Origin of the sequence: Pseudomonas sp. MPB03, assembly GCF_046605385.1 — a bacterium.
In the GTDB taxonomy this organism is placed as follows: domain Bacteria; phylum Pseudomonadota; class Gammaproteobacteria; order Pseudomonadales; family Pseudomonadaceae; genus Aquipseudomonas; species Aquipseudomonas zanjanensis.
The window spans coordinates 6,150,695-6,173,430 of sequence record NZ_CP176770.1 but is presented as its reverse complement, the minus strand read 5'-3'; the positions used below and the strand labels follow the sequence as shown (position 1 = coordinate 6,173,430).

The following is a 22,736-nucleotide window of genomic DNA, read 5'->3' as shown; positions in this document are numbered from 1 at the left end:
TTCCCTGTAGGAGCTGGCGAAGCCTGCGATCTTTTCTAGTGACTAAAAATAACAAAACAGTCATTGGTTGACCCTATGTGTCGCAAAAGTTGTTGAGGTACACTCGGGTCACTGCGAAAACCGTCTTTTACGAACAATTGTTTAGATCCTGCGAGGTTTGCCATGGCTGACTACAAAGCGCCCCTGCGCGATATGCGCTTCGTCCTCAATGAAGTGTTCGAGGTCGCGAAACTCTGGGCCCAATTGCCGGTGCTGGCCGACACCGTGGACGCTGAAACGGTCGAAGCGATCCTGGAAGAAGCCGGTAAAGTCACCAGCAAAAGCATCGCGCCTCTCAGTCGTTCCGCTGACGAAGAAGGTTGCCACTGGGCGGACGGTGCCGTCACCACGCCGGCAGGTTTCCCACAGGCCTACAAGACTTATGCTGAAGGCGGTTGGGTCGGTGTCGGCGGCGATCCGGTGTATGGCGGCATGGGCATGCCCAAGGCCGTTTCGGCCCAGGTCGAGGAAATGGTCAACTCCGCGAGCCTGTCCTTCGGCCTGTACCCGATGCTGACCGCCGGCGCTTGCCTGTCGATCAATGCCCATGCCAGCGAAGAGCTGAAGGCGACGTACCTGCCGAACATGTACGCCGGCGTCTGGGCCGGTTCCATGTGCCTGACCGAGCCCCATGCAGGCACGGACCTGGGGATCATCCGCACCAAGGCCGAGCCCCAGGCGGACGGTTCCTACAAGGTCAGTGGCACGAAGATTTTCATCACCGGTGGCGAGCACGACCTCACCGAGAACATCATTCACTTGGTACTGGCGAAACTCCCGGACGCGCCGGCAGGCCCCAAGGGCATTTCGCTGTTCCTGGTGCCCAAGTTCATGGTCAATGCCGACGGCAGCCTGGGCGCGCGCAACGCGGCCAACTGCGGCTCGATCGAACACAAGATGGGCATCCAGGCGTCCGCCACCTGCGTGATGAACTTCGATGAAGCCGTGGGCTATCTGGTGGGCGAGCCGAACAAAGGCCTGGCGGCGATGTTCACCATGATGAACTACGAGCGCCTCGGGGTTGGCATCCAGGGCTTGGCCACCGGTGAGCGTTCCTACCAGAACGCCGTCGAATACGCCCGCGACCGCCTGCAAAGCCGCTCGCCCACCGGTGCGCAGAACAAGGACAAGGTCGCTGATCCGATCATCGTCCACCCCGACGTGCGCCGGATGCTCTTGACCATGAAAGCCTCGAACGAGGGTGGCCGGGCGTTTTCCACCTACGTGGCGATGCAACTGGACACCGCCAAGTTCAGCGAAGACCCGGTCACCCGCAAGCGCGCCGAAGACTTGGTGGCGTTGCTGACGCCGGTGGCCAAGGCGTTCCTGACCGACCTGGGCCTGGAAACCACCGTCCATGGTCAACAAGTATTCGGCGGCCATGGCTACATCCGCGAATGGGGCCAGGAACAACTGGTGCGTGACGTGCGCATCACCCAGATCTACGAAGGCACCAACGGTATCCAGGCGCTGGACCTGGTGGGACGCAAGATCGTCGGCAGCGGCGGTGCGTTCTACCGCTTGTTCGCCGATGAGATTCGCCATTTCACCGCCACTGCGAACGGCGACTTGGAAGAGTTCATCAAACCGTTGAACAGCGCGGTCGACACGCTGGATGAGTTGACCGACTGGCTGCTGGACCGGGCGAAGAGCAACCCGAACGAAATTGGCGCAGCGTCGGTGGAATATCTCCAGGCGTTCGGCTACACCGCGTATGCCTACATGTGGGCGCTGATGGCCCGGGCTGCCTTGGGCAAGGAAAACCAGGATGATTTCTACGCCAGCAAACTCGGGACGGCGCGGTTCTATTTCGCCCGCCTGCTGCCGCGTATCCACTCCTTGAGCGCTTCGGTAAAGGCGGGCAGCGAGTCGCTGTTCCTGCTCGAAGCCGGCCAGTTCTGAAACGATGACGTTGTGTAAGCATTTGCTTACACAACGTGCCGGTGTTTTCCCTCTATCGGCGAATTGGATCCAGGACTAACCTAGCTTCCATGGACGTAGCGCAGGACGCGCAAAGTAACAACACGGACACGTAGGATTCTGCCAGGACGGCGGAGTGAAATGGATGTCAGGGAAACAGTCTGCAAAGCCCCGCTTCGGCGGGGTTTTCTTTTGCCTGCGTTTTTTATTCTTGCAGGCGCCTAACCCTTGGGGCTGCTTCAGCATGGGTCCCACTGAACCCTGACGAGCGGTCTGGGGTCAATGAGCTATATGGCAATTTGGCCATCGTCGATCAGGGAGTCATCCATGGATTTCATTCGCATTATTATCGCCATCCTGCTGCCGCCACTGGGAGTGTTCCTGCAAGTCGGTTTTGGCGGGGCGTTCTGGTTGAATATCCTGCTGACGCTGTTGGGTTACATCCCAGGCATCGTGCACGCGGTGTACATCATCGCCAAGCGCTGAAGTTTCTGTTGTTAGATCTGTGGCGAGGGAGCTTGCTCCCGCTGGGTCGCGCAGCGGCCCCAAGCTTTTGCGATTGCTGCGCAATCGAGCGGGAGCAAGCTCCCTCGCCACAGGTGGTGTTCCCACTGCCTACAGATCGCTATCCATCACCTTGCGATAGAACAACCACTCATGCTCCAGCGCATGGGCCTGGTTCGCCGCCTTGCGAAAACCGTGGCGCTCATCCGGGTAGTAGTGGGCCTCGACCGCCACGCCGTTGGCCTGTAAAGCGCTGACCATGTCGCGGGTTTGCTGCGGTACCACCACGGCGTCCAACTCACCCTGGAAAAAGATCACCGGCACGCGGATGTTCCCGGCGTGCAACAGCGGAGTGCGGGCGCGATAGCGTTCGGCGTCCTGTTGCGGGTCGCCGATCAGCCAGTCCAGGTAATCACCTTCGAACTTGTGCGTGGCCCGGCCGAGGGCGACAGGATCGCTCACGCCATAGAGGCTGGCGCCGGCACGGAATACATCCTGGAACGCCAAGGCGCAGAGGGTCGTGTAGCCACCGGCACTGCCACCTCGAATGAACGCGTAACGGCTGTCAATCAGGCCTTGTTCATCCAGATAGGCGACCACCGCGCAGGCGTCCTCGACATCCACCACGCCCCAATTCAAATGCAGCGCCTGCCGATACGCCCGGCCATAACCGCTGCTGCCGCGGTAATTGAGATCGGCAACGGCAAAGCCGCGCTGGGTCCAATACTGGATACGCGGATCGAACAGGGGATAACAGGCCGAGGTAGGGCCGCCGTGAATGAACACCACCAAGGGCGGCTTCGCTTGTGCATTCATGGCCGGGTAAAAGAACCCGTGGGCTTCACCTGACCCGGATGGATAGCGCAGGGTTCGCGGACGACTGATCTGTTCGATGGGTAATGGCGTGACGCCGCCGGCCAGCACCACTACTTCATGATGTTGTCGCTCGATGGCAATGACTGCCGATGGATGAGTCGGCGAGGCGGCAATGGCGTAGATGAACCGCTCATCCAGCGCCAGGCTGCGAAAGCGGCTGTAGGTGCCGGTGAAATCGTCGCTGGCATTGTCACGGCGGCACAAGCCCAGGCGTCCGAAACCTGCTTCGGTCCAACTCGCCAGGTAGGTGTGTTCGTCCAGCGGCAGCCAGGTACAGCCACCCAGTTGCCACGGCGCTGGGGCATGATCGGCTGCGGCGGCGGGCAGGGGTTCTAAACCCTGGGCCGATTCCATCCAGGGCTGCCAGTAGCCGCCGCGATCAGTCAGGCAATAAAGGCGACTGGCCGCGTCGAAGCGCGGTTGCTGGATGGATTCTTCCTGACCGTTGCCGGCCACACAGCGCGGTTCACTCCAGCCCGAAGCGTTGCGCTCGGCCAGCATCAACCGCGTCGCTGTCCAGGGTTGGTGCGGACGGCTCCACTCAATCCAGGCGAGCCGCTGGCCGTCCGGGCTCAGGGTTGGCGAAGCGTAGAAATCGGCGCCTTCGGCCAACAGATGCCGTTGATGATCCGCCAATCCGATCGACACCAGGCGATGCTGGTTGGCCTGTTCTTCCACCGCCAACACCTGGCCGTCGGCAAAGCCAAGGTCCCCATAGCGGCACTCACCGAAGGTCAGCGCCACGGGCTGTTCGCCACTCAGCGATTGATGGTACAGCTGTTGGTCGGCCTCGTTGACGAACAGCACGCCATCATGGCTCAGGCAGAACGATCCGCCGCCGTATTCATAGACCCGACTTCGGGCGCTGAAGCCATCTGGCGTCAGGCAGCGGGCCTTGGCGTCTTGCCAATGCCAGATCCGGCAGGCGCCGTCCGCGGGGCGGTATTCATTCCAGAACAAGCCCAAGGGCCCGACTTGCAGTTCGGCGAAGTCGGTGCCGGCGGCTACGGCCTGGGTGGCGCTGAAAGGCTCAGCTTTTAGCGATGAGGCGCGAGTTTCGTTCATTGCGAAAGGCCAGTTGTTCAATGGTTTGTGTGGCGTGCTCGGCGTCTTCACGCGCCTTGAGGATCACCCCGTGATGTTCGGACTTGCTGCACACCGGGTCGGCGTTGCTGGCATCGCCCGTGAGCATGAACGCCTGGCAGCGACAGCCGCCGAAGTCCTTTTCCTTTTCATCACAGGAGCGGCACGGTTCGGGCATCCAGTCGTAACCGCGAAAGCGGTTGAAGCCGAACGAGTCGTACCAGATGTGCTGCATGCTGTGGTCGCGCACATTGGGAAATTGCACCGGTAGCTGTCGGGCGCCGTGACAGGGCAATGCCGTGCCGTCCGGCGTGACGGTGAGGAAAATGCTGCCCCAGCCGTTCATGCAGCCCTTGGGGCGTTCTTCATAGTAGTCCGGTGTGACAAAGATCAGTTTGCACGGGTTGCCTTCGCCTTCCAGCTTGGCCCGGTACTCATTGGTGATGCGCTCGGCGCGCACCAGTTGCTCCCGGGTGGGTAGCAGGCCGACGCGGTTGAGCTGCGCCCAGCCATAGAACTGGCAAGTGGCGAGCTCGACGAAGTCGGCTTCCAGGGCGATGCACAGCTCGATGATGCGGTCGATCTTGTCGATGTTGTGCCGATGGGTCACGAAGTTCAGCACCATCGGATAGCCGTGGGCTTTCACCGCCCGGGCCATTTCCAGTTTTTGCGCGAAGGCTTTCTTCGAGCCGGCCAGGAGGTTGTTCACCTGTTCGTCGCTGGCTTGGAAACTGATCTGGATATGGTCCAGGCCGGCCTTTTTGAAGTCGCTGATTTTCTGTTCGGTCAAACCGATGCCAGAGGTGATCAGATTGGTATAGAAGCCCAGCCTGCGCGCTTCACCGATCAATTCGGCCAGGTCCTGGCGCACCAACGGCTCGCCACCGGAAAAACCCAACTGCGCGGCGCCCATCTCCCGGGCTTCGCGAAACACCTTGAACCACTGCTCGGTACTCAGTTCCTTGCCTTGCTCGGCGAAGTCCAGCGGGTTGGAGCAGTATGGGCATTGCAGCGGGCAGCGATAGGTCAGCTCGGCCAGCAGCCACAGCGGCAGGCCGACGGCGGGCTTCTCAGGCAAGGGTGATCCAGTGCTGTGCACGGGCGACCTCCATGAATTGCTCGATGTCGTCACCGAGTTCCGGCACGTCGGCAAACTGCTTCGCCAACTCGTCGATGATCGCCGCGACATCCCGTTCACCATCGATCAGGCCTCCGATCAGCGCAGCGCTGTCGTTCAGCTTGATCATGCCTTCAGGATAGAGCAGCACGTGGCCTTTCTGGGCCGGTTCGTACTGGAAGCGATAGCCGGGGCGCCAGCGCGGGGTTTGGCGGCGGTCGAAGCTCATAGGGTAATTCCTTTGTGCCAGACCCGTTGGTCGGTCACGGTGTGATAGGGCGGGCGGTTCAGTTCGTAGGCCATGGTCATGGCGTCGAGCATGCTCCAGAGGATGTCCAGTTTGAACTGGAGAATCTCCAGCATGCGTTCTTGCCCTGCGCGGGTGGTGTAGTGCTGCAAGGTGATCGCCAGGCCATGCTCCACATCACGCCGGGCCTGGCCCAGGCGGGTGCGGAAGTATTCATAGCCGGTCGGGTCGATCCACGGGTAGTGCTGCGGCCAGCTGTCCAGGCGCGACTGGTGGATCTGCGGGGCGAACAGTTCGGTCAACGAGCTGCTGGCGGCTTCCTGCCAACTGGCCCGGCGGGCGAAGTTGACGTAGGCGTCCACCGCGAAGCGCACGCCCGGCAGCACCAATTCCTGGGAGCGCAGTTGATCGGGGTCCAGGCCCACCGCCTGGCCCAGCCGCAGCCAGGCTTCGATGCCGCCGTCTTCGCCGGGCGCGCCGTCATGGTCGAGCAGGCGCTGGATCCACTCGCGGCGGATTTCCCGGTCCGGGCAGTTGGCCAGGATCGCGGCGTCCTTGAGCGGGATATTCACTTGGTAGTAGAAGCGGTTCGCGACCCAGCCCTGGATCTGCTCGCGAGTGGCACGGCCTTCATACATCGCCACGTGATAGGGGTGATGGATGTGGTAATACGCGCCTTTGGCACGCAGGGCGGCTTCGAACTCGGTGGGGGACAGGGGGGTGTCAGTCATTTCGGTCTCCGGGAATAACCGTTGGCGGCGGTGGTGCCTGGTCTAGCCTCTTCGCGAGCAGGCTCGCTCCCACATTGGGTTTTTATGCGCAGCAAATATCAGGTACGACCGGGATCCCTGTGGGAGCGAGCCTGCTCGCGAAGGCGGTCTATCATCCGGCACAAACATTGTGCGCACTTCCACAACCTACAACTCAATACTCATTCCGTCGTAAGCCACTTCAATCTTTCGACGTACAAGCTCAGCCCGCTCGGGCGAGTCTTCGTCCAGGATCGGGTTGGTGTTGTTGATATGGATAAGGACCTTGCGCTGCTCGGGCAGTTGCTCCAGCACTTCCAGCATGCCGCCGGGGCCGTTTTGAGCCAGGTGGCCCATTTCCCGACCGGTGCGGGTGCCGACGCCACGGCGCTGCATTTCATCGTCGTCCCACATCGTGCCGTCCACCAGCAGGCAATCGCTGCCGGCCATGATCGACAGCAACGACTCGTCGACCTTGCCCAGGCCCGGGGCATAGAACAGTTTGCCGCCTGTGCGCAGGTCTTCGACGATCAGCCCGATGTTGTCGCCCGGGTGCGGGTCGAAGCGGTGCGGGGAATAAGGTGGGGCGGCGCTGCGCAGGGGCAGTGGGGTGAAGCGCAGGTTCGGGCAGGCGGCGATGGTGAAACTCTGGTCGAGTTCAATGCGATTCCAACTCAACCCGCCGTTCCAGTGGGTCAGCATGTTGAACAGCGGAAAGCCGGTGCTCAGGTCTTCATGGACCATGTCGGTGCACCAGACTTGGTGCGGGCAACCTTCACGCAGGCTGAGCAGACCGGTGGTGTGGTCGATCTGGCTGTCCATCAGGATGATCGCGCCAATGCCGGTGTCGCGCAGGGCCCGGCCCGGCTGCATGGGGGCAAAGCCCTGGAGCTGGGCGCGAATGTCCGGAGAGGCGTTGCACAGCACCCAGTTCACCCCGTCATCGGACAGGGCGATGGACGACTGGGTACGCGCCTGGGCCCGCAGGCTGCCGTTGCGAAAACCTGCGCAATTGGCGCAGTTGCAGTTCCACTGGGGGAAACCGCCACCGGCGGCGGAACCTAGAATCTGGACGAACATGGCTGCTCCATCTGCAAACCGAAATAAAAACGCCTCGGCTGGCCGAGGCGTAGTGCTGCGTGCTTGAGCGCCTGCAGCAATCAGCGGCTGGCGAAGTACATGGTGACTTCGAAACCGATACGCAGGTCGATATATGCGGGTTTGGACCAAGACATGGGAATACTCCTTTGGTTGGGGGAATCAGGTTCGATGGAACGATGGAAACCTATACATATAGTCCACCTCCGTTCGGAGATGTTCAGATGCTTAGGCGGCTATGTTACTAAATCTGACAAATTCGTTCGCCGCGATTCTCGAAGAAAGCTCATTACAGCGGCTGCAATGATCATTGCGCCCCTTGCCAACGCTCTGTCGGGCAGGCGCCATTGCTCAGGCAATACCATCCCCCGGCAGCGTCGATCAAACCCTGGGCGGCGGCTCGTAGTTGTGGGCGATCCAGTTGCAGGATGGCATCGGCCAGTCGCTCAAGATAATCCGACGGGCGGCCAGCCAACTTGCCCTGCCAGAGCAGTTCGGCGGCCTGGGCGCGGGGCAGGGCATCAGTTTGGAGTTGAGCGGCGAGCGCCTGTTGCTGGTCGGTCAGGGACGCATCATCGAGCTGCTGGATCAACGCCGGTAACCCGGCCAGGAATGTCTCGATGTGGGCGATCAGTTGCGCCGCCGAGACGCTGGGCGACTGGACGCCGAACAGCAACCCGGTTAGCCCATCGACCTGCTTCAAGCCGCTGAACACGGCATAACCCAACTGCAGCTCCACCCGCAGGCGCTGATAGAACGGCGTCTGGCACAACTGTGCCAGCAACCGCCAGGCGGCTTCGTCAGCCAGCGCCAGGGTGGTGGTCGGGCAAAACAGCAACACGGCCGCTTCTTCACCGTGGGTCTGGAGCCTGTGCCAAATTCGTTGCCCGCGCGACGCCATCGCCAAGCTGATGTCCTCGCTGGCGATGCCTGGCACACGGGCCAACGCCGGGCCCAGTGCCCCTTGAGTGGCGGCCGACAGACCGATGGACAGTCCATCCCAGCGGGCCGTTGTCCACACGCTTTGGTCGCTGTCGGGCATTGGCAACGCTGGCGATTGCCGGCAATGATTCGGCAGCGCTTTGAGCAGGTGTCGAATGGGTATCGGTGTGGGTTCGTGGGCGGCCTGAGCCATGGGCAGCGGCTGTGAAAGCTTCGCCAGGACGTGTTCGAGCACCCGCGGCATCGGGGCCTGCAAGCCGACCAGTTTCAGCAGCCATTGGTGAGCGGACGGTTCGAAACTGATGTCCACGCCGGCCTGGCGCGCATCCTCACGCACCTCCTCCAGATGCCGGTCGAGCCGGGATTGAAGATCCAGCGGTGCCTGAGTCGTCAGTTGCCAGCGCAGGTACACCGCGCCTTCACGACCGTTGTCGGGCAGCGCCTGGCTGAACTGCATGGGCGAGCGTTCCCGCCGGCCTCGGGAGCGGTCCTGGGCGAAGGTGCGCAAGCCACGGTGGGCGCTGGTCTGTCCGCGTATCAACCCGGCGCGAGGCGCTTCGCTTGGCGTTTGCAGGAACGGGTTGGACGCGGGTAGTTGCCATTGTCCCGTGACGTTGTCGACAGGGTGCAGTTGCTTGAGGATTTCCCTGAGCTTCAGGAGGTCATTTGCCAACAGCGGCCCGTCACGTCCTTCACAATCCCAGCGGGCCAACTGCAAGGCTGACCCTGTTTCCTGCCGGCGCTGCAGCAGTGCGGTGAACTCCTGGCGCAACGGCGCCCAGTCGTCCTGGGCGGCAAAGAAGCCCAACCAGTCGTGCAGCAACGGCTGGATCTGCGCCGCTGTCTGGGCGTTGGCGTGCGTGAATTTGATGTGCAGCAGCGCCTGTCCGGCAAACTCATACAGCGCGGTGGCCTTGAGGCTGTCAGCCAAGTGGAGTTGACGCAACAGGGCGAGCAGGCCGCCCGGTTTGCTGGAGTTCAGCCACGTACACAGAAAGTCCAAGGCTTGGGGCGAGGCGCTGGGCAAATCTTCAAAGGCGAACAGCAGATCAAGGCAACCCTCGCGGGCCTGTTGATAACTCGTCTGGGGTGATGCCATCAACTTTGGCGGTGCCAACCTGGCAAGCGCTTCGCCGGCAGGTATGTGGCTGTCGAACTGTTCAGCCAGCGCTTTCAAGGCGTCGATGCTTTGCGGGCCGGCCAGGCTCAGGCTCATCTGGCCGCTCTGGTAGAAGCTGCGGTAGAAGTCATGCAACGCGCTTTGGAATTCGGCGTGCTCCACCGCGAGGCTGTCGCGATTACCCGCATGAAAACCCCGCAGCGGATGGGTCGCCGACAGGCCGTCATGCAAGGCAAGCTGTCGCTGGGCTGCAGCATCCCGGGACCAGGCGATGAACTCGGCGTGTAGCACTTCCCGTTCACGCAACTGATCGGCCTCATCCAGGCGTGGGTGAGCGAGCATGTCCCCCAGCCGTTCCAGTCCGTCGGCGAAGGTGGCGGGTGGCAATTCGAAGAAAAAATCCGTGGTGCGTTCGCTGGTGCGCGCATTGACTTGGCCACCATGGCGCTGCACGTAGGCCATCAGGTTCTCCCCAGCGGGAAAACGCTCGGTGCCGAGGAAGAACAGATGCTCGAGCAAGTGCGCCAATCCCGGCCAGGCCAGGGGCGCGTCATGGCTACCAGCCGCGACTCGCAATACTGCAGCGCCGCGCTTGAGGCCTGGGACGTGACGCAATGTCACCCGCAAGCCGTTGGCCAGGGTTTCAGTGTGGGGGCGGAGGGAGTCGGGGGCCGGCATGAGCGCTTCCAGAACAAAGATGCGCTCATGCTAGCGGATTAGGCCGCGTTCTCAATCCTCAATCAGTGTTTGTGCAGGTCGTCGTAAAGCTCGGGGCGGCGATCATGCAGGTAGTTGTAGGCCGCTCGGGAATCGTCCATCAGTTGTCGATCCAGTTCTGCGACGATCAAGGCCTCGTCCAACCCCGCAAGCGCCGGTCGGCTGCCATTCGGTGCGGCGATGCTGCTTTGGCCGCAATACAGCAGTTCACCTTCGTGGCCGCAGTAGTTGGCGTAGGCCACGAAGCACTGGTTCTCGATGGCGCGGGCACGGACGGTGATGTCGGCGATGAACTCGTAGGGTTGCATATTGGCGGTCGGCACCAGGATCAGCTCGGCGCCGGCCAGGGCCAGGCGGCGGGCGTTCTCCGGGAACTCCAGGTCGTAGCAGATCAGCAGGCCGAGCTTCCAGCCGTTGAGCTCGACGATAGGCAGCGCTGAGTCGCCAGCGCTGAACATGGCGTGATCGAGATCACCGAACAAGTGGCTCTTGCGGTAGTTGGCCAGGCGCTCGCCCTGGGCGTCGATCAACTGCACGGCGTTGTAGATCTGCCCGTCTTCGCTGCGTTCGGGGTAGCCATAGACAATCGCCAGGCCGGCCGCCTTGGCAATGCGGCCGATCTGTTGCGCCCACTCGCCGTTGTAGACCTCGGCCAATACATTCACCGCGTCGACGCCGATGTTGTAGCCAGTCATGAACATCTCCGGCAGTACCAGCACGTCGGCGCCCCTGGCCTCCAACGCTACCTGGTGCAGGCGTTGCAGGTTGCCGGCTGGATCCAGTGGCAGCGGTGGGCATTGGTAGAGGGCTACACGCATCAAAAACTCCTTTTATTCAGGTAGGGCGATCGGACCGATCTCATGGAACACATCACCTGGACCCGGGTTCTCGGCGTGGGTTTCTCCGCCGAAGTGCTTCATGATTCCCCACACGGCATTGAGTGAGGTCTGTACTGCGCCTTCGACCCAGGCAGGTGTCCATGAGACGTCATCGCCGGCGATAAAGATCCCGCGTTGTTCGGCCGGCATGTCGTCCTGCATGAAATGCGCGTACATGCGCTGGTTGTAGCGATAGTGGCCGGGCAGGGCGCCCTTGAAAGCGCCGAGGAAATGCGGATCCGCTTCCCAGGACACGGTGATCGGGTCGCCAATGATGCGTGCGGCGATGTCCACCTTGGGGTAGATCTTCTTCAGGGCATCGAGGGCCAGCTTCACGCGTTTTTCCACCGGATGCGGGAGCATTTTCAGCGCGTCGCTCATCCAGGAGTACGACAGGCAAATCACGCCGGGCTTGTCGTCGCCGTTGTCGAACAGATAGGTGCCACGGGTCAGGCGGTCGGTCAGGGTCATGCTCATCAGGTCGCGGCCGGTTTCCGGGTCCTTGTCCTTCCAGAACGGCCGGTCGACCATCACGAATGTCTTGGACGATTGCATGTAGCGGGTGCGGTCCAGGGCCATCCACATCTTTTGCGAGAACAGCGCTTCTTCACATTCGATCTGGGTGGTCAGCAGCCAGCTCTGGCAGGTGACCAGCACGGCGGCGTACTCGCGGGTATTTTCCCAGACGTCCGTCACGCTGAACCGGCCATCGGCCGCACGGGCAATGCGCTTCACGCCGCTGCGGGGGGCGCCCAGGTGCAGCGAATTCAGGCTGGTTCCTTCGGGCCAGTGCGCACAGCGTTCCGGCACGTGGTTCCAGATGCCGTGGGGCACCTGTTCGACGCCGCCGACCACCAGATGCTGGTGGTCGTCGCAGTTGGTCATTACGACGCGGAAGATTTCCAGCATCGAATTGGGGAAATCCGAATCCCAACCGCCCGTGCCGAAACCGACCTGGCCGAACACTTCGCGGTGCTGGAACGAGAGCTTGGCGAACGCCTTGGAGGTGGCGACGAAGTCGTAGAAGGTGCGGTCGTCCCAGAGAGGCACCAAGGTGTTCCACAACGCCTTGAGACGGGGCACGTCGCGGTCGCGGATCGCTTGCTGGATCTCGCTGAAGCGTGAGCCGTCTTCCAGCGCATCGGCCCAGGCGTCGGCGACTTCCTGGAACAGGGCAGGAAGGTCCGCCAGTTTCTGGGCGTAATAGGTCTGGCCTTCCAGGTCGATAACCGTGCTGCCGGACGCCGGGGTCAGCGGGTTGGGAAACGGTTTGGTCTCCAGCCCCAGTTTGTCGACGTAGTGGTAGAACGCGGTGGACGACACCGGAAAACGCATGCCGCCCAGCTCGGCGATCACCCCTTCAGCGCCGTTGAACGCCTGTGAACGCAGGCGCCCACCCATCTTCGACGCCTCGTAGACCACGGGCTTGAGTCCCAGCTTCATCAGCTCGTACGCCGCCACCAGACCGGCGATCCCTGCACCGACAATCGCCACTTCCGTACCCTGGTTGTGCGCGGGAATACTGCCCAGGCCGGCCGGATGTTCAATCCAGTCGTCAAAGGCGAAAGGAAAGTCCGGCCCGAAAATGGTGATGGGCTTCTTACCGTCTGCTGGGTGGCGATTGTTCTTGTTCATGGCTGACCTTGATGGGCGACTCGACGCGGCTTCGCGTCTGAGTATAGGAAAGATGCCAGCCATTCTAGGGAGGGTGGAACACGTTAATAAGACACAATATGTCGTCGTTTTGAATATCTTCCAGTCATTTCGACCAGTTATTCCATCGTAATGACGAAACCAGTCCGCTGTGGGAGCGAGCTTGCTCGCGATGACGTCAGTTCAGTAACGCTTGCATGGACTGACAGACCGCTATCGCGAGCAAGCTCGCTCCCACAGGTTAAGTGGCGCAGGGCTAGACGGGCTGGCCCCGGTCGATCTTGCTGCTGAGGATGATCGAGGTGGTGGTTTTCTCGACACCGTCCACGCTGCCAATCTGGTCCAGCAGTTGATCCAGCTGTTCTGGAGAGTCGGTGCGCAGCCAGGCGACGTAGTCGAACTCGCCACTGACCGCACACAACTGTTGGACCTGGGCCATGGCGCTCAAACGTCGCAGCACGTCCTTGCCGGAGCGCGGTTGGACCTTGATGCCGACGTAAGCCTGCAGGCCGCCGTCAATCACCCGTTGGCCCAGGCGCACGCCATAGCCGGTAATCACCTTGGTCTTTTCCAGGCGCGCCAGCCGCGACGTCACGGTCGTGCGGGCGATGCCCAGTTGCCGAGCCAGCATCGCGACGCTTTCCCGGGCGTTGATTTGTAGCGCCGCGATCAGTTGCCGGTCGATTTCGTCGAGGACGGGGGGGCGGGTGTCAGTCAAGGTGGGCTCCGGCGCAGGCATCGATGGCGGCATGTTACAGGCTCTCATGGGCGAAGTAGCCAACGGCAGGCAAAGCCAGTGCGCGCCAGGCGCAGGCCAGGTGCGTCTGTGACGTCCTGAGCCAGAAACCGTCCTGGCAAACCAACTGTTCAGCGGGCAACTGCAACAGAGCATCCAGGGAGAACGCCTGCACTGAACCAGGGTCGTCATCGTCTTCGGCTGCCCAATCGCGCTCAAAGCAACGTACATGCAGTTGCTCGTCGAAGCGTTCAAACAGCGGCCGGTTGCCCAGCCATTGTGGGTGCACCCGCAACGTGTGCTGCTGGACGTCCAGAAGCAATAATTGCCAGCCCCGGTAGCTGCCACACAGTTCTGCCGCATCGGTCGCCATGCAAGTCAGGGCGAGATAACGGGCATCCGTCGACCAGATCATCGAGGGCGCCAAGTCGACCAACGCGCAGCCTGAGACTGTCAGCAGATGGCCTCCGAGCCGGGGCGTCTGGGCACGCACCCAACTGTCGGCATATTCCGTTTCGCTGCCAAACAACCAGGCGGCATCCCGGTGGTCAGGCGCGGGCAGGATGAAGTCGCCGTCGGCGTTGGCCACTTGCGGGCAATCCACCAGGCGCCAGGGGGCGATGCTGTGCAATTGTGGACCCGTCACCTGCAGCTCCACGGTGTTGTAGAACAGCCGGGAACGTTCGTCGGGATGAAAGAATGCAGGATCACCGCCAATCGGCGGCGCAGGAATGTTGAAGCGTTGCAGTGCGCTGCTGTCCAGATCCTGGTCAAGACGACCGGCTACCACCGCCAGGCTCAGCCGGCCATCACGAAAATCGAGGATGCGCTGCACCCACATCGGCGGCCCTACCAGCAGGCGTCGATCCTTCACGTCGGCAACCACCCCATGGGTGGTTACGGTCGTTGACTGTTCGAAGGGCAGCAGTGCCAGGTAACGTCCGCAGTCAGAGACGCGGTGATCCAGCAGCCAACTTCCCGGCAAGTGCCAGTCACCGATCTGGCAACGATAGCTTCCCAGCCCGTCGGAATTATCGACAAGCCAGGTCAGCCGCGCGCGTACTCCGTCCTGCATCGGTTGCGTTTCAATGAATGAATCGCCGCGCTGGCCTTGGCTGTCCAACGGCATCGCGATGGTCATGCGGGTCAGCGTAAATTCGCCAACCTGCACGCGACCTTGGGCGTCGTGACCGGCCTGGGTCTCGGTATCGCCGTGGATGCTGTCCAGGCGATAGCCATACCGGCCGGAGCCCGGTCGCGCATAGTCGAGGTACGAGCCGATAAATACGTGATGGGTGTCGAGGCCCAGCAATTCATGCCAGTAGAAGGATGGTTCCGCTTCCCGCCTCACCCAGGGCGACGGCAAGGCCCGCCAGCTGTTGTCGAGCTGCCACAACCAATACTGGTCGCCATCTGCTTGGGCATCCTGCGCCTGAGCCAGGCACACCAGGGCGCGATGATCGCTGCTCCAGATCAACGGCGCATCGGCCGCCATCTGCAGGCCGGACGGTTGCTCGTTGATGCTGATGGTATAGCGCGGGGAAACCAGCGGTTCCAGCGGTTGGGCCAGGTTGCGAAAGGTCGCGGGCAAGGCGATGTCGCCCCGCAGGCAATGCTGACCATCAGGGGAGCGCCGTTCAAAGGTCTGTTGAACCTGTTCGGGATGCCAATCGGATTCCAGCCACAGGTCAGCGAAGGGTAGCAGGTGCGTAACACTGGCCGTCTGGAATAGCTCAGGCAACCGAACTTCGCGAACGCTGTCGTTCACCAGTGGGCTATGACGCCCGCTCAAAACGCCGAGGTCAAAAGCGTCCAGCTCCCAGAGTTCGCTGTCGGCGCAGCGATACACCTGACGCTGCTGGCGGTCGAGAATCAGCAGGCCCCAGTCCTGCCGGGACGGTATTGTCGCGGCGAAGTAGCGCCCGTCGCGGGAGAACAGGGCCGAGGAACCCAAACCGAGAAGGAGGGCGCCATCAGGGAACAGATAGTCGCAATAGGTCGGGCCGCCCATGGCGATTTCGCCGTGGTTGAAGACCCGGATCGGCTCGCCTTCAGGGGTCAGCAATGGCTCATTTCCACCCCAGGCACTCGGCCCTTTGCTGGAAACGGGCGCCAACCCAAGGCGCCGCTCCCAGCGACTGACGCAGGCGAGCCCGACGATGATGCCGACAATCGCCACCAAAATGCCCCACCACTCAGGTAACGCCCGACCCAGGCTGAAACCCAGGCCAAACACCGCGCCAACCGTTAACCGGGCAATGCCCCGGCCCATCGCCAAAAAGCCCAGGCAAGCGGCAAGGCCCATCAGCAATCCGAGGCAGACTACCGCCAGCAAGGCCAATGGGGGCGGCAGTATTGTGACGAAAAAGGCTGGTACCAACAGGATGCCGAGTTGCCAGAACAGTTCAAGAAACAGGCGGGGGAGGCTGGGGCTGGCGATGATGGGCGTCTCGGTGAGGGGGGAGGGGATTTTTATTGTAATGGAGCGAAAGAGGCTAACGGGGGAGAACTGCTTCCCCTGTGGGACACAGCGGTTTTGATTTTTTTACAAGTTAGGTATACGTTACATCTGAATTAGATTGTTGCGTATACAGAACATGGACTATGCCCTTATCACAACACGTCTTGGCCAGCAGGTCCGGCAGCGCCGCCTGAATCGCGGTCTGACCCAAGCCGATCTCGCTACTTTGGCGGGTATCACCCGGCAGAAGGTCATCGCCATTGAAAAGGGTGACCTGTCGGTGGGCATGCTCGCCTACGCGCGAATTCTGGGAGCTCTGGATTGTGAGTTCGCCGTGGTGCCAGCTGCAATGACCACGCTTGACGAAATCCAGGGAGTGTTCGACTGATGACGACCTTACTACAGGTTGCGGTGCCTGAAGGCGACAGTGGGAAAATGTTTCAGGGCAGTGGTGGAGACTACCTGTTTCGTTATCACGAAGAAGCTAATGCGCAGGCTGCGATCAGTTTATTGATGCCTGTGCGCCTGGATGAATATCGTCATCGAGAACTGCACCCGATCTTCCAGATGAATCTGCCGGAAGGTTACGTCTTGGAGCAGCTACGTAACCGCTTGGCCAAAGTGGCGAACGTCAACTGAGCTGTGTGAGCGGGCACCGAATATGGTTGCGGCAATCAGGCAATGTGCTGAGCCGTTTATGAAAACCTTCGGATAGGGCGTAATCCCTTTCTGAAAACTCAAAAGCCGCGCAATGCGCGGCTTTCAATTTGGTGGGCCCACACGGACTCGAACCGTGGACCAAAGGATTATGAGTCCTCTGCTCTAACCAACTGAGCTATAGGCCCTCAGTAGGCCGCGGATTATAGCGACGGTTTCTCGGCTGTGCTATCCGAAAAATCCGATACGGCCACACGTAGAAACGTTGCGGCGAACTCCTCGGCGCACAGGGGCAGGCTGACGATGTAGCCCTGGATCTGTTCGCAACCCTCTTCGGTCAGGAATTGCTGCTGGGCCAGGGTTTCGACACCTTCGGCGATGATGGTGAACTGCATGCTGCGGCCCAAGGCGATGATTGCCCGCACGATGGCCGCATCGTGGGGGTCATCGGGCAGGCCGCGGACGAAGGACTGGTCGATCTTGAGGATGTCCAGCGGCAGGCGCTTGAGATAACTCAGGGAGGAATAGCCCGTGCCGAAGTCGTCGATGGCCAGTTGCACGCCGAGCTTTTTTAGCTGGTGCAGCACCGTCAGGGCCTCTTCGGCCTGGCTCATGATGAAGTTTTCGGTAATTTCCAGTTGCAATAAGTCGGGCTTGAGTTGGTGTTCGCGCAGCAGTTGTTCGATACGCCCCAGCAAGTTGGGTTGACGCAGTTGGGCGCCGGCCAGGTTGACTGACAGTGGGCCGAGGCTTTCGTAGGTGCTGTTCCATTCGCACAGTTGCCGACAGGCACGTTCCAGAACCCAATCGCCAATTTGCAGGATCATGCCGTTTTCTTCCGCCAGCGGGATGAAGTGTTCGGGCGGGACGTCGCCAAATGTCGGGTGATACCAGCGAATCAGTGCCTCGGCGCCTACCAATCGATTGTCGACGAGGCTGATTTTCGGTTGGAAGGACAGTGACAGCTCGTTGCGTTCAATCGCCCGGCGCAGTTCGTGTTCCAAGGCCACGCGCTCGCTGGCCTGGGCGGTGAGGTCGCGGGTGTATTTCTCCACCCGGTTGCGCCCCTTGGCCTTGGAGCGGTACATCGCCGCGTCGGCATTCTTGACCAGCGTGGCGACGTCGCAGCCATCCTGCGGGTAGAGGCTGGTGCCGATGCTGGCGCTGATGAAGAACTCGTGTTCGCCGGCCTGGAACGGTGCGGTAAAGCAGTTCAACAGTTTCTGGGCGATGTGCTCGGCATCGCTGGGCTGTTGCAGGCCCGGCAGCAGGATAATGAACTCGTCGCCGCCCAGACGCGCCACGGTGTCGATGTCACGCAACTGCTCGCGCAAGCGCACGGCGATGCCCTTGAGCAGCAAGTCGCCGACCGGGTGTCCGAGGCTGTCGTTGATGTGCTTGAAGCGGTCCAGGTCCAGGAACAGCACGGCACCCTGGCCGCCGTTTTCCTGCTGGCTGTTAAGGGCCGCCAACAAGCGGCTTTCGAACAGCGTGCGATTGGGCAGGCCCGTCAGCGGGTCGTGGTGAGCCTGGTAATCGAGCCGGGCCTGGGCGTGTTTGAGGCTGGAGATATCGGCGAAGACGGCGACGAAATGGGTGATCTGTCGGTCCCGATTGCGCACCGCGCTGATGGTCAGCCAACTGGGGTACAGCTCGCCGTTCTTGCGCCGGTTGGAGATCTCTCCCTGCCAGTGTCCCTCCGCTGTCAACTGGTGCCACATCGCCGCATAAAACGCGCTGTCATGCAGGCCGGAAGCCAACAGCCGGGGGGTGTGGCCCAAGGCTTCGGTTTCGCTATAGCCGGTGATTTCAGTGAAGGCCCGGTTCACGGCGCTGATGTGTTGTTGGGTATCGGTGATCAGCACGCCTTCGGCAGTGCTTTCGAACACGGTGGCGGCCTGTTGCAGTTTTTCCTGCATCAGGTGGCGTTCGGTAATGTCCCGGGCGATGGTCAGCATGCAATCTTCGTTGCCGATGGGCAGCGGGCGGCTGGACACTTCGCAGAGCCGTATCTGCCCGTCGTTGCGACGGATATGGCAGCTGAAATCCCTGACGAAGCCGTCCCGTTTCAGCAGGTCGAGCATCTGTTTGCGCTCGTTGAGATTGACCCAGATGCCCAGGTCCAGGGTAGAGCGGTCCACCGACAGGGCGCTGTTGAAGCCGGTAATGCGGCTGAATCCTTCGTTGACTTCAATCAGCAAGCCATCGCTTTGTCGGGACAGCAGCAATCCATCGGGCGAGGCGTGGAATGCCTTGGCGAACTTCTCTTCGGATGTCTGCAGTTGTTGCTGGGTTTCCTTGAGCTGGCTGATGTCCCGCACCACCACGACCAGGGCGGGTGTCGTGTCGAGGTCGAAGGGCTCGGCGGAGATCAGCCCGGTGAACACCTGGCCATTGCTGCGGCGAAAGGGCATTTCCAGGTTGCGAATGCTGCCGGCCTGCAAGCGCTGCAACAGGCCCGGCCCCACACCCTGGATGCCCCAGATATCCAGTGCGGTTGCGCTACGCCCTATCACGTCTGCGGCACTCAAGCCGATCTGCTCTTCGAAGGCCTTGTTGACCTCCAGCAGGCAACCGTCAAACAGCCGCGCAATCACCAGGATATCCGGGCACTGGCGGAACACCGAGGCAAATTTCTGCTCCGAAAGACGCAGGGCTTCCTCGGTACGCTTGGCTTCACTGATATCGATCATCAGCCCGCGCATCAGCGGTTCGTGCCCGTGTTCGATCAGGCTGACAATATCGCGTACCCACAGACAGCGGCCATCGGCGGTGATCACCCGGTAATCGATGCAGTGGTCGCGTCCGGCCAACACTTCATGATCACAGTAGCTCTGGGCACGGATCAGGTCGGCGGGATGAATGATGTTGCGCCAGAAACCTGGGACCAGCCAATGGGAGAGGGGATAGCCCAACAGGTCTTCGGCGTGGGGCGACACGTAGCTGTAGGTGAAATCGCTGACCCTTGCCTCCCAGGCAATGGCCGACAGGCTCTCCACCAGCCCACGGTAATGGTATTCGCTGCTGCGCAGCTCCTGCTCAAGCTCGACCCGTCGGGCGATCTCCGAACTGAGCCGGCGGTTGATGCGAATCACCACCGCCAATATGCCGACCAGGAGCAGCAGCGCCGGCAGGCCGTACAGCAGCAAGTCCGACCAGAGCTGGCGGTAGTCATGCACATTGCCGACCCATTTCTGCTGGATCTCGGCGACCTCGGCCGGGCTCATGTCCGCGATGACCTTATCCAGGATACTGACCAATATCTTGTTGTCTTGAGGGACGGCCATTGCTAGCTGGTAGCGATAGGGCGTTTCCCCGCTGACATAAAGGCCTTCGAGCTTGAGTTGGCGCAGGCTCCAGACACTGGAAGCCAGATCGCCCACTACCGCATCCACTTCGTCGGTCGCCAGTGCTTGCAGGGCTGAGCTGACGTTGGGCAGTGCCACCAGGTTCAGGTCGGGATGATGGTTGCGTAGCAATTCATGGGGGGCATAGTTCTCCACCACGGCGATCTTCAGCCCGTACAGTTCCTTGAGGTTGTGAGGCCGGGCGCCACCGTGATGAGCCAGGATGACAATGGGGAAGTCCAGGTAGGGGCGGGTAAATGCCAGGTAATTCTGGCGCTCCGGGGTGGACATGATGCCTGGCAAAAGATCGATCTTGCCTTGTGCGACCTGCTCCAGCACGGCCGTCCAACTGACCGGCTCGATGGGGGTGACCTTGACGGCCAATCGTTCACGGATGATCTCGATGTAATCGGCGGCCAGGCCCTGATAACGGCCTTGATCGTCGCGGAACTCAAACGGCGGCCAGGAGGCGTCGACACCCAGGCGCAGGTCGGGGTGGTCCTTGAGCCAGCGGAGCTCCTCGTCGGTGAGCGTCAACGCGCCAGCTGTTGCGGTCCAGGTCATCAATGACAGCAAAAGCGCGGCCGTCAGTCTGGGCATCACTGTCTCGTCATGGCTTGGTGAGGATGAGTCGAGTGTAGACGGGCAACAGGGTGGTGAGGAGCGTAACGAAGGGGATTTTATCTGTGCATGACAAAACCCCCGGCAGGGCCGGGGGTTTTGAAGGTCACTCGTCGAGGAAGGAGCGCAGATGCTCGCTTCGCGTCGGGTGGCGCAGTTTGCGCAACGCCTTGGCTTCGATCTGGCGAATCCGCTCACGGGTCACATCGAACTGCTTACCGACTTCCTCAAGGGTGTGGTCGGTATTCATGTCGATGCCGAAGCGCATGCGCAGTACCTTGGCTTCACGGGCAGTGAGGCCGGAGAGCACTTCGCGAGTCGCTTCCTTGAGACTCTCGACCGTGGCGACATCAATCGGAGACTGCATGGTGGAGTCTTCGATGAAGTCACCCAGATGGGAGTCTTCGTCATCGCCGATCGGAGTTTCCATGGAGATCGGCTCTTTGGCGATCTTCAATACCTTGCGGATCTTGTCCTCAGGCATTTCCATGCGTTCGCCCAGCTCTTCCGGCGTCGGTTCGCGACCCATTTCCTGCAACATCTGCCGGGAAATGCGGTTGAGCTTGTTGATCGTCTCGATCATGTGCACCGGGATACGGATGGTGCGGGCCTGGTCGGCGATCGAGCGAGTGATCGCCTGACGGATCCACCAGGTGGCATAAGTCGAGAACTTGTAGCCGCGACGGTATTCGAACTTGTCCACCGCCTTCATCAGGCCGATGTTGCCTTCCTGGATCAGGTCGAGGAATTGCAGGCCGCGGTTGGTGTACTTCTTGGCGATGGAGATCACCAGGCGCAAGTTCGCTTCGACCATCTCTTTCTTCGCGCGACGGGCCTTGGCCTCGCCGATCGACATGCGACGGTTGATGTCCTTGATCTCGGCGATGCTCAGGCCGGTCTCGGCCTCCAGCGCACTCAGCTTCTGCTGGCAACGAACGATGTCCGGCTGCAGGCGGGCAATGGCTTCAGCGTATTTGCTCTTGCCCTTGGCCAATGCATCGGTCCAGCTTTCGTCGACTTCGTGGCCAGGGAACTGGCGCAGGAAATCGGCACGTGGCATGCGGGCGTCACGCACGCAGAGCTGCATGATCGCGCGCTCTTGCTGACGCAAGCGATCCAGGGCACTGCGAACACGCTCGACCAGGCCTTCGAATTGCTTCGGTACCAGCTTGATCGGCATGAACAGCTCGGCCAGTGCCAACAGCTCGGCGATCGCCTGCTTGTTGTTGCGGCCATGCTTCTTCAGCGCCTTGCGGGTGATTTCCATCTGGTCGGCCACGGCGCCGAAACGCTGTGCGGCGATGACCGGATCCGGACCGCTTTCGGCTTCTTCCTCGTCGTCGCTGGCTTCGGCTTCGTCGTCATCGGTGTCGTCGTCGGCCTTGACGGCTTTCGCGTCGATCGGCGGCGGCACTTCGGCGGCAGGCGGCGCAATGCCGTCGTCCGGGTCGATATAGCCGCTCAGGACGTCAGACAGGCGGCCACCTTCGGTGGTGACGCGGGTGTACTCGGAGAGAATATGGTCAACCGTGCCAGGGAAGTGCGCGATTGCGCCCATCACTTCGCGGATGCCTTCTTCAATACGCTTGGCGATTTCGATTTCGCCTTCGCGTGTGAGGAGCTCTACCGTACCCATTTCACGCATGTACATGCGCACGGGGTCCGTGGTGCGACCAATGTCGGTCTCGACCGCTGCCAACGCTGCGGCCGCTTCTTCAGCGGCCGCCTCGTCGGTATCGGCGTCGGCCAGCATAAGGGCATCCTTATCTGGAGCAACCTCGAATACGTTGATCCCCATGTCGTTGATCATGCGGATGATGTCTTCCACCTGTTCCGGATCTGAAATATCCTCCGGCAGGTGGTCGTTGACCTCCGCGTAAGTCAGGTAGCCCTGCTCACGACCCAATAGGATCAACTCTTTGATACGAGACTGCTGTTGCGCTTTTCCGGACATAACACCCTATCCACTGA

Annotated in this window: 16 protein-coding genes, 1 tRNA gene and 1 pseudogene; 4 read left to right on the top strand and 14 right to left on the bottom strand. The window is 61.2% G+C overall.

The features are described from left to right. Positions 1-162: 162 nt before the first annotated feature. Together ACLH0I_RS26970 and ACLH0I_RS26965 are read left to right on the top strand one after the other, a co-directional pair. Complete coding sequence (locus ACLH0I_RS26970; protein ID WP_411385800.1) at positions 163-1,941, top strand: acyl-CoA dehydrogenase C-terminal domain-containing protein; 1,779 nt, start codon at positions 163-165, stop codon at positions 1,939-1,941. 345 nt (positions 1,942-2,286) lie between these two features. Then, entirely contained in the window at positions 2,287-2,445 is a 159-nt protein-coding gene (locus ACLH0I_RS26965) for a YqaE/Pmp3 family membrane protein (protein WP_003177654.1), read from the top strand. 129 nt (positions 2,446-2,574) lie between these two features. On the opposite strand, the gene ACLH0I_RS26960 is transcribed toward ACLH0I_RS26965, so the two are convergent. From ACLH0I_RS26960 to ACLH0I_RS26910, 11 genes are all read right to left on the bottom strand, one after another. Then, positions 2,575-4,404 carry a S9 family peptidase gene (locus tag ACLH0I_RS26960; RefSeq protein WP_411385799.1) on the bottom strand — a complete coding sequence of 610 codons (1,830 nt, stop codon included), beginning with the start codon at positions 4,402-4,404 and terminating at the stop codon, positions 2,575-2,577. Then, the gene (pqqE, locus tag ACLH0I_RS26955) at positions 4,370-5,521 is read right to left on the bottom strand and encodes a pyrroloquinoline quinone biosynthesis protein PqqE (protein ID WP_411385798.1); all 1,152 of its coding nucleotides are present in this window, start codon (positions 5,519-5,521) and stop codon (positions 4,370-4,372) included. Before pqqE ends, ACLH0I_RS26960 begins: the two co-directional genes overlap by 35 nt. After that, positions 5,493-5,768 carry a pyrroloquinoline quinone biosynthesis peptide chaperone PqqD gene (gene pqqD / locus ACLH0I_RS26950; RefSeq protein WP_250962122.1) on the bottom strand — a complete coding sequence of 92 codons (276 nt, stop codon included), beginning with the start codon at positions 5,766-5,768 and terminating at the stop codon, positions 5,493-5,495. The genes pqqE and pqqD overlap by 29 nt, the downstream gene beginning before the upstream one ends. Further along, complete coding sequence (pqqC, locus tag ACLH0I_RS26945; RefSeq protein WP_250962123.1) at positions 5,765-6,517, bottom strand: pyrroloquinoline-quinone synthase PqqC; 753 nt, start codon at positions 6,515-6,517, stop codon at positions 5,765-5,767. The genes pqqD and pqqC overlap by 4 nt, the downstream gene beginning before the upstream one ends. Before the next feature lie 186 nt (positions 6,518-6,703). After that, on the bottom strand, positions 6,704-7,615 hold the full coding sequence (pqqB, locus tag ACLH0I_RS26940) for a pyrroloquinoline quinone biosynthesis protein PqqB (RefSeq protein ID WP_411385797.1): 912 nt from the start codon (positions 7,613-7,615) through the stop codon (positions 6,704-6,706). 80 nt (positions 7,616-7,695) lie between these two features. Beyond that, positions 7,696-7,770 (bottom strand): pyrroloquinoline quinone precursor peptide PqqA, encoded by a 75-nt coding sequence (gene pqqA, locus ACLH0I_RS26935; RefSeq protein ID WP_003177660.1) that lies wholly within the window; start codon positions 7,768-7,770, stop codon positions 7,696-7,698. A gap of 170 nt (positions 7,771-7,940) precedes the next feature. Beyond that, positions 7,941-10,373: a pyrroloquinoline quinone biosynthesis protein PqqF gene (gene pqqF / locus ACLH0I_RS26930; RefSeq protein WP_411385796.1), complete on the bottom strand. Its 2,433-nt coding sequence runs from the start codon at positions 10,371-10,373 to the stop codon at positions 7,941-7,943. A 62-nt stretch (positions 10,374-10,435) separates the two neighbouring features. Beyond that, positions 10,436-11,230 carry a carbon-nitrogen hydrolase family protein gene (locus tag ACLH0I_RS26925; protein ID WP_411385795.1) on the bottom strand — a complete coding sequence of 265 codons (795 nt, stop codon included), beginning with the start codon at positions 11,228-11,230 and terminating at the stop codon, positions 10,436-10,438. 12 nt (positions 11,231-11,242) lie between these two features. After that, a complete protein-coding gene (locus ACLH0I_RS26920) occupies positions 11,243-12,925 on the bottom strand; it encodes a flavin monoamine oxidase family protein (RefSeq protein WP_411385794.1) in 1,683 nt (560 codons plus the stop codon). 274 nt (positions 12,926-13,199) lie between these two features. Then, positions 13,200-13,661: an Lrp/AsnC family transcriptional regulator gene (locus ACLH0I_RS26915; protein ID WP_018607342.1), complete on the bottom strand. Its 462-nt coding sequence runs from the start codon at positions 13,659-13,661 to the stop codon at positions 13,200-13,202. A gap of 34 nt (positions 13,662-13,695) precedes the next feature. Next, positions 13,696-15,984 carry a hypothetical protein gene (locus ACLH0I_RS26910; RefSeq protein WP_411385793.1) on the bottom strand — a complete coding sequence of 763 codons (2,289 nt, stop codon included), beginning with the start codon at positions 15,982-15,984 and terminating at the stop codon, positions 13,696-13,698. 292 nt (positions 15,985-16,276) lie between these two features. Between ACLH0I_RS26910 and ACLH0I_RS26905 the strand changes: the two genes are divergently transcribed. Together ACLH0I_RS26905 and ACLH0I_RS26900 are read left to right on the top strand one after the other, a co-directional pair. Further along, complete coding sequence (locus tag ACLH0I_RS26905) at positions 16,277-16,528, top strand: helix-turn-helix transcriptional regulator (RefSeq protein ID WP_250962128.1); 252 nt, start codon at positions 16,277-16,279, stop codon at positions 16,526-16,528. Further along, positions 16,528-16,776 (top strand): annotated as a pseudogene (locus ACLH0I_RS26900) (HipA N-terminal domain-containing protein); the annotation flags it as partial. The gene ACLH0I_RS26905 and the pseudogene ACLH0I_RS26900, both read left to right, overlap by 1 nt. Before the next feature lie 132 nt (positions 16,777-16,908). Here the strand turns inward: ACLH0I_RS26900 and ACLH0I_RS26895 are convergent. From ACLH0I_RS26895 to rpoD, 3 genes are all read right to left on the bottom strand, one after another. Then, positions 16,909-16,985: transfer RNA gene (locus ACLH0I_RS26895), tRNA-Ile, on the bottom strand. A 15-nt stretch (positions 16,986-17,000) separates the two neighbouring features. Beyond that, positions 17,001-20,744, bottom strand: a complete 3,744-nt coding sequence (locus ACLH0I_RS26890; RefSeq protein WP_411385792.1) for a bifunctional diguanylate cyclase/phosphodiesterase — start codon at positions 20,742-20,744, stop codon at positions 17,001-17,003. 127 nt (positions 20,745-20,871) lie between these two features. Beyond that, the gene (rpoD, locus tag ACLH0I_RS26885; RefSeq protein WP_250962129.1) at positions 20,872-22,719 is read right to left on the bottom strand and encodes an RNA polymerase sigma factor RpoD; all 1,848 of its coding nucleotides are present in this window, start codon (positions 22,717-22,719) and stop codon (positions 20,872-20,874) included. Between the last annotated feature and the right edge of the window lie 17 nt (positions 22,720-22,736).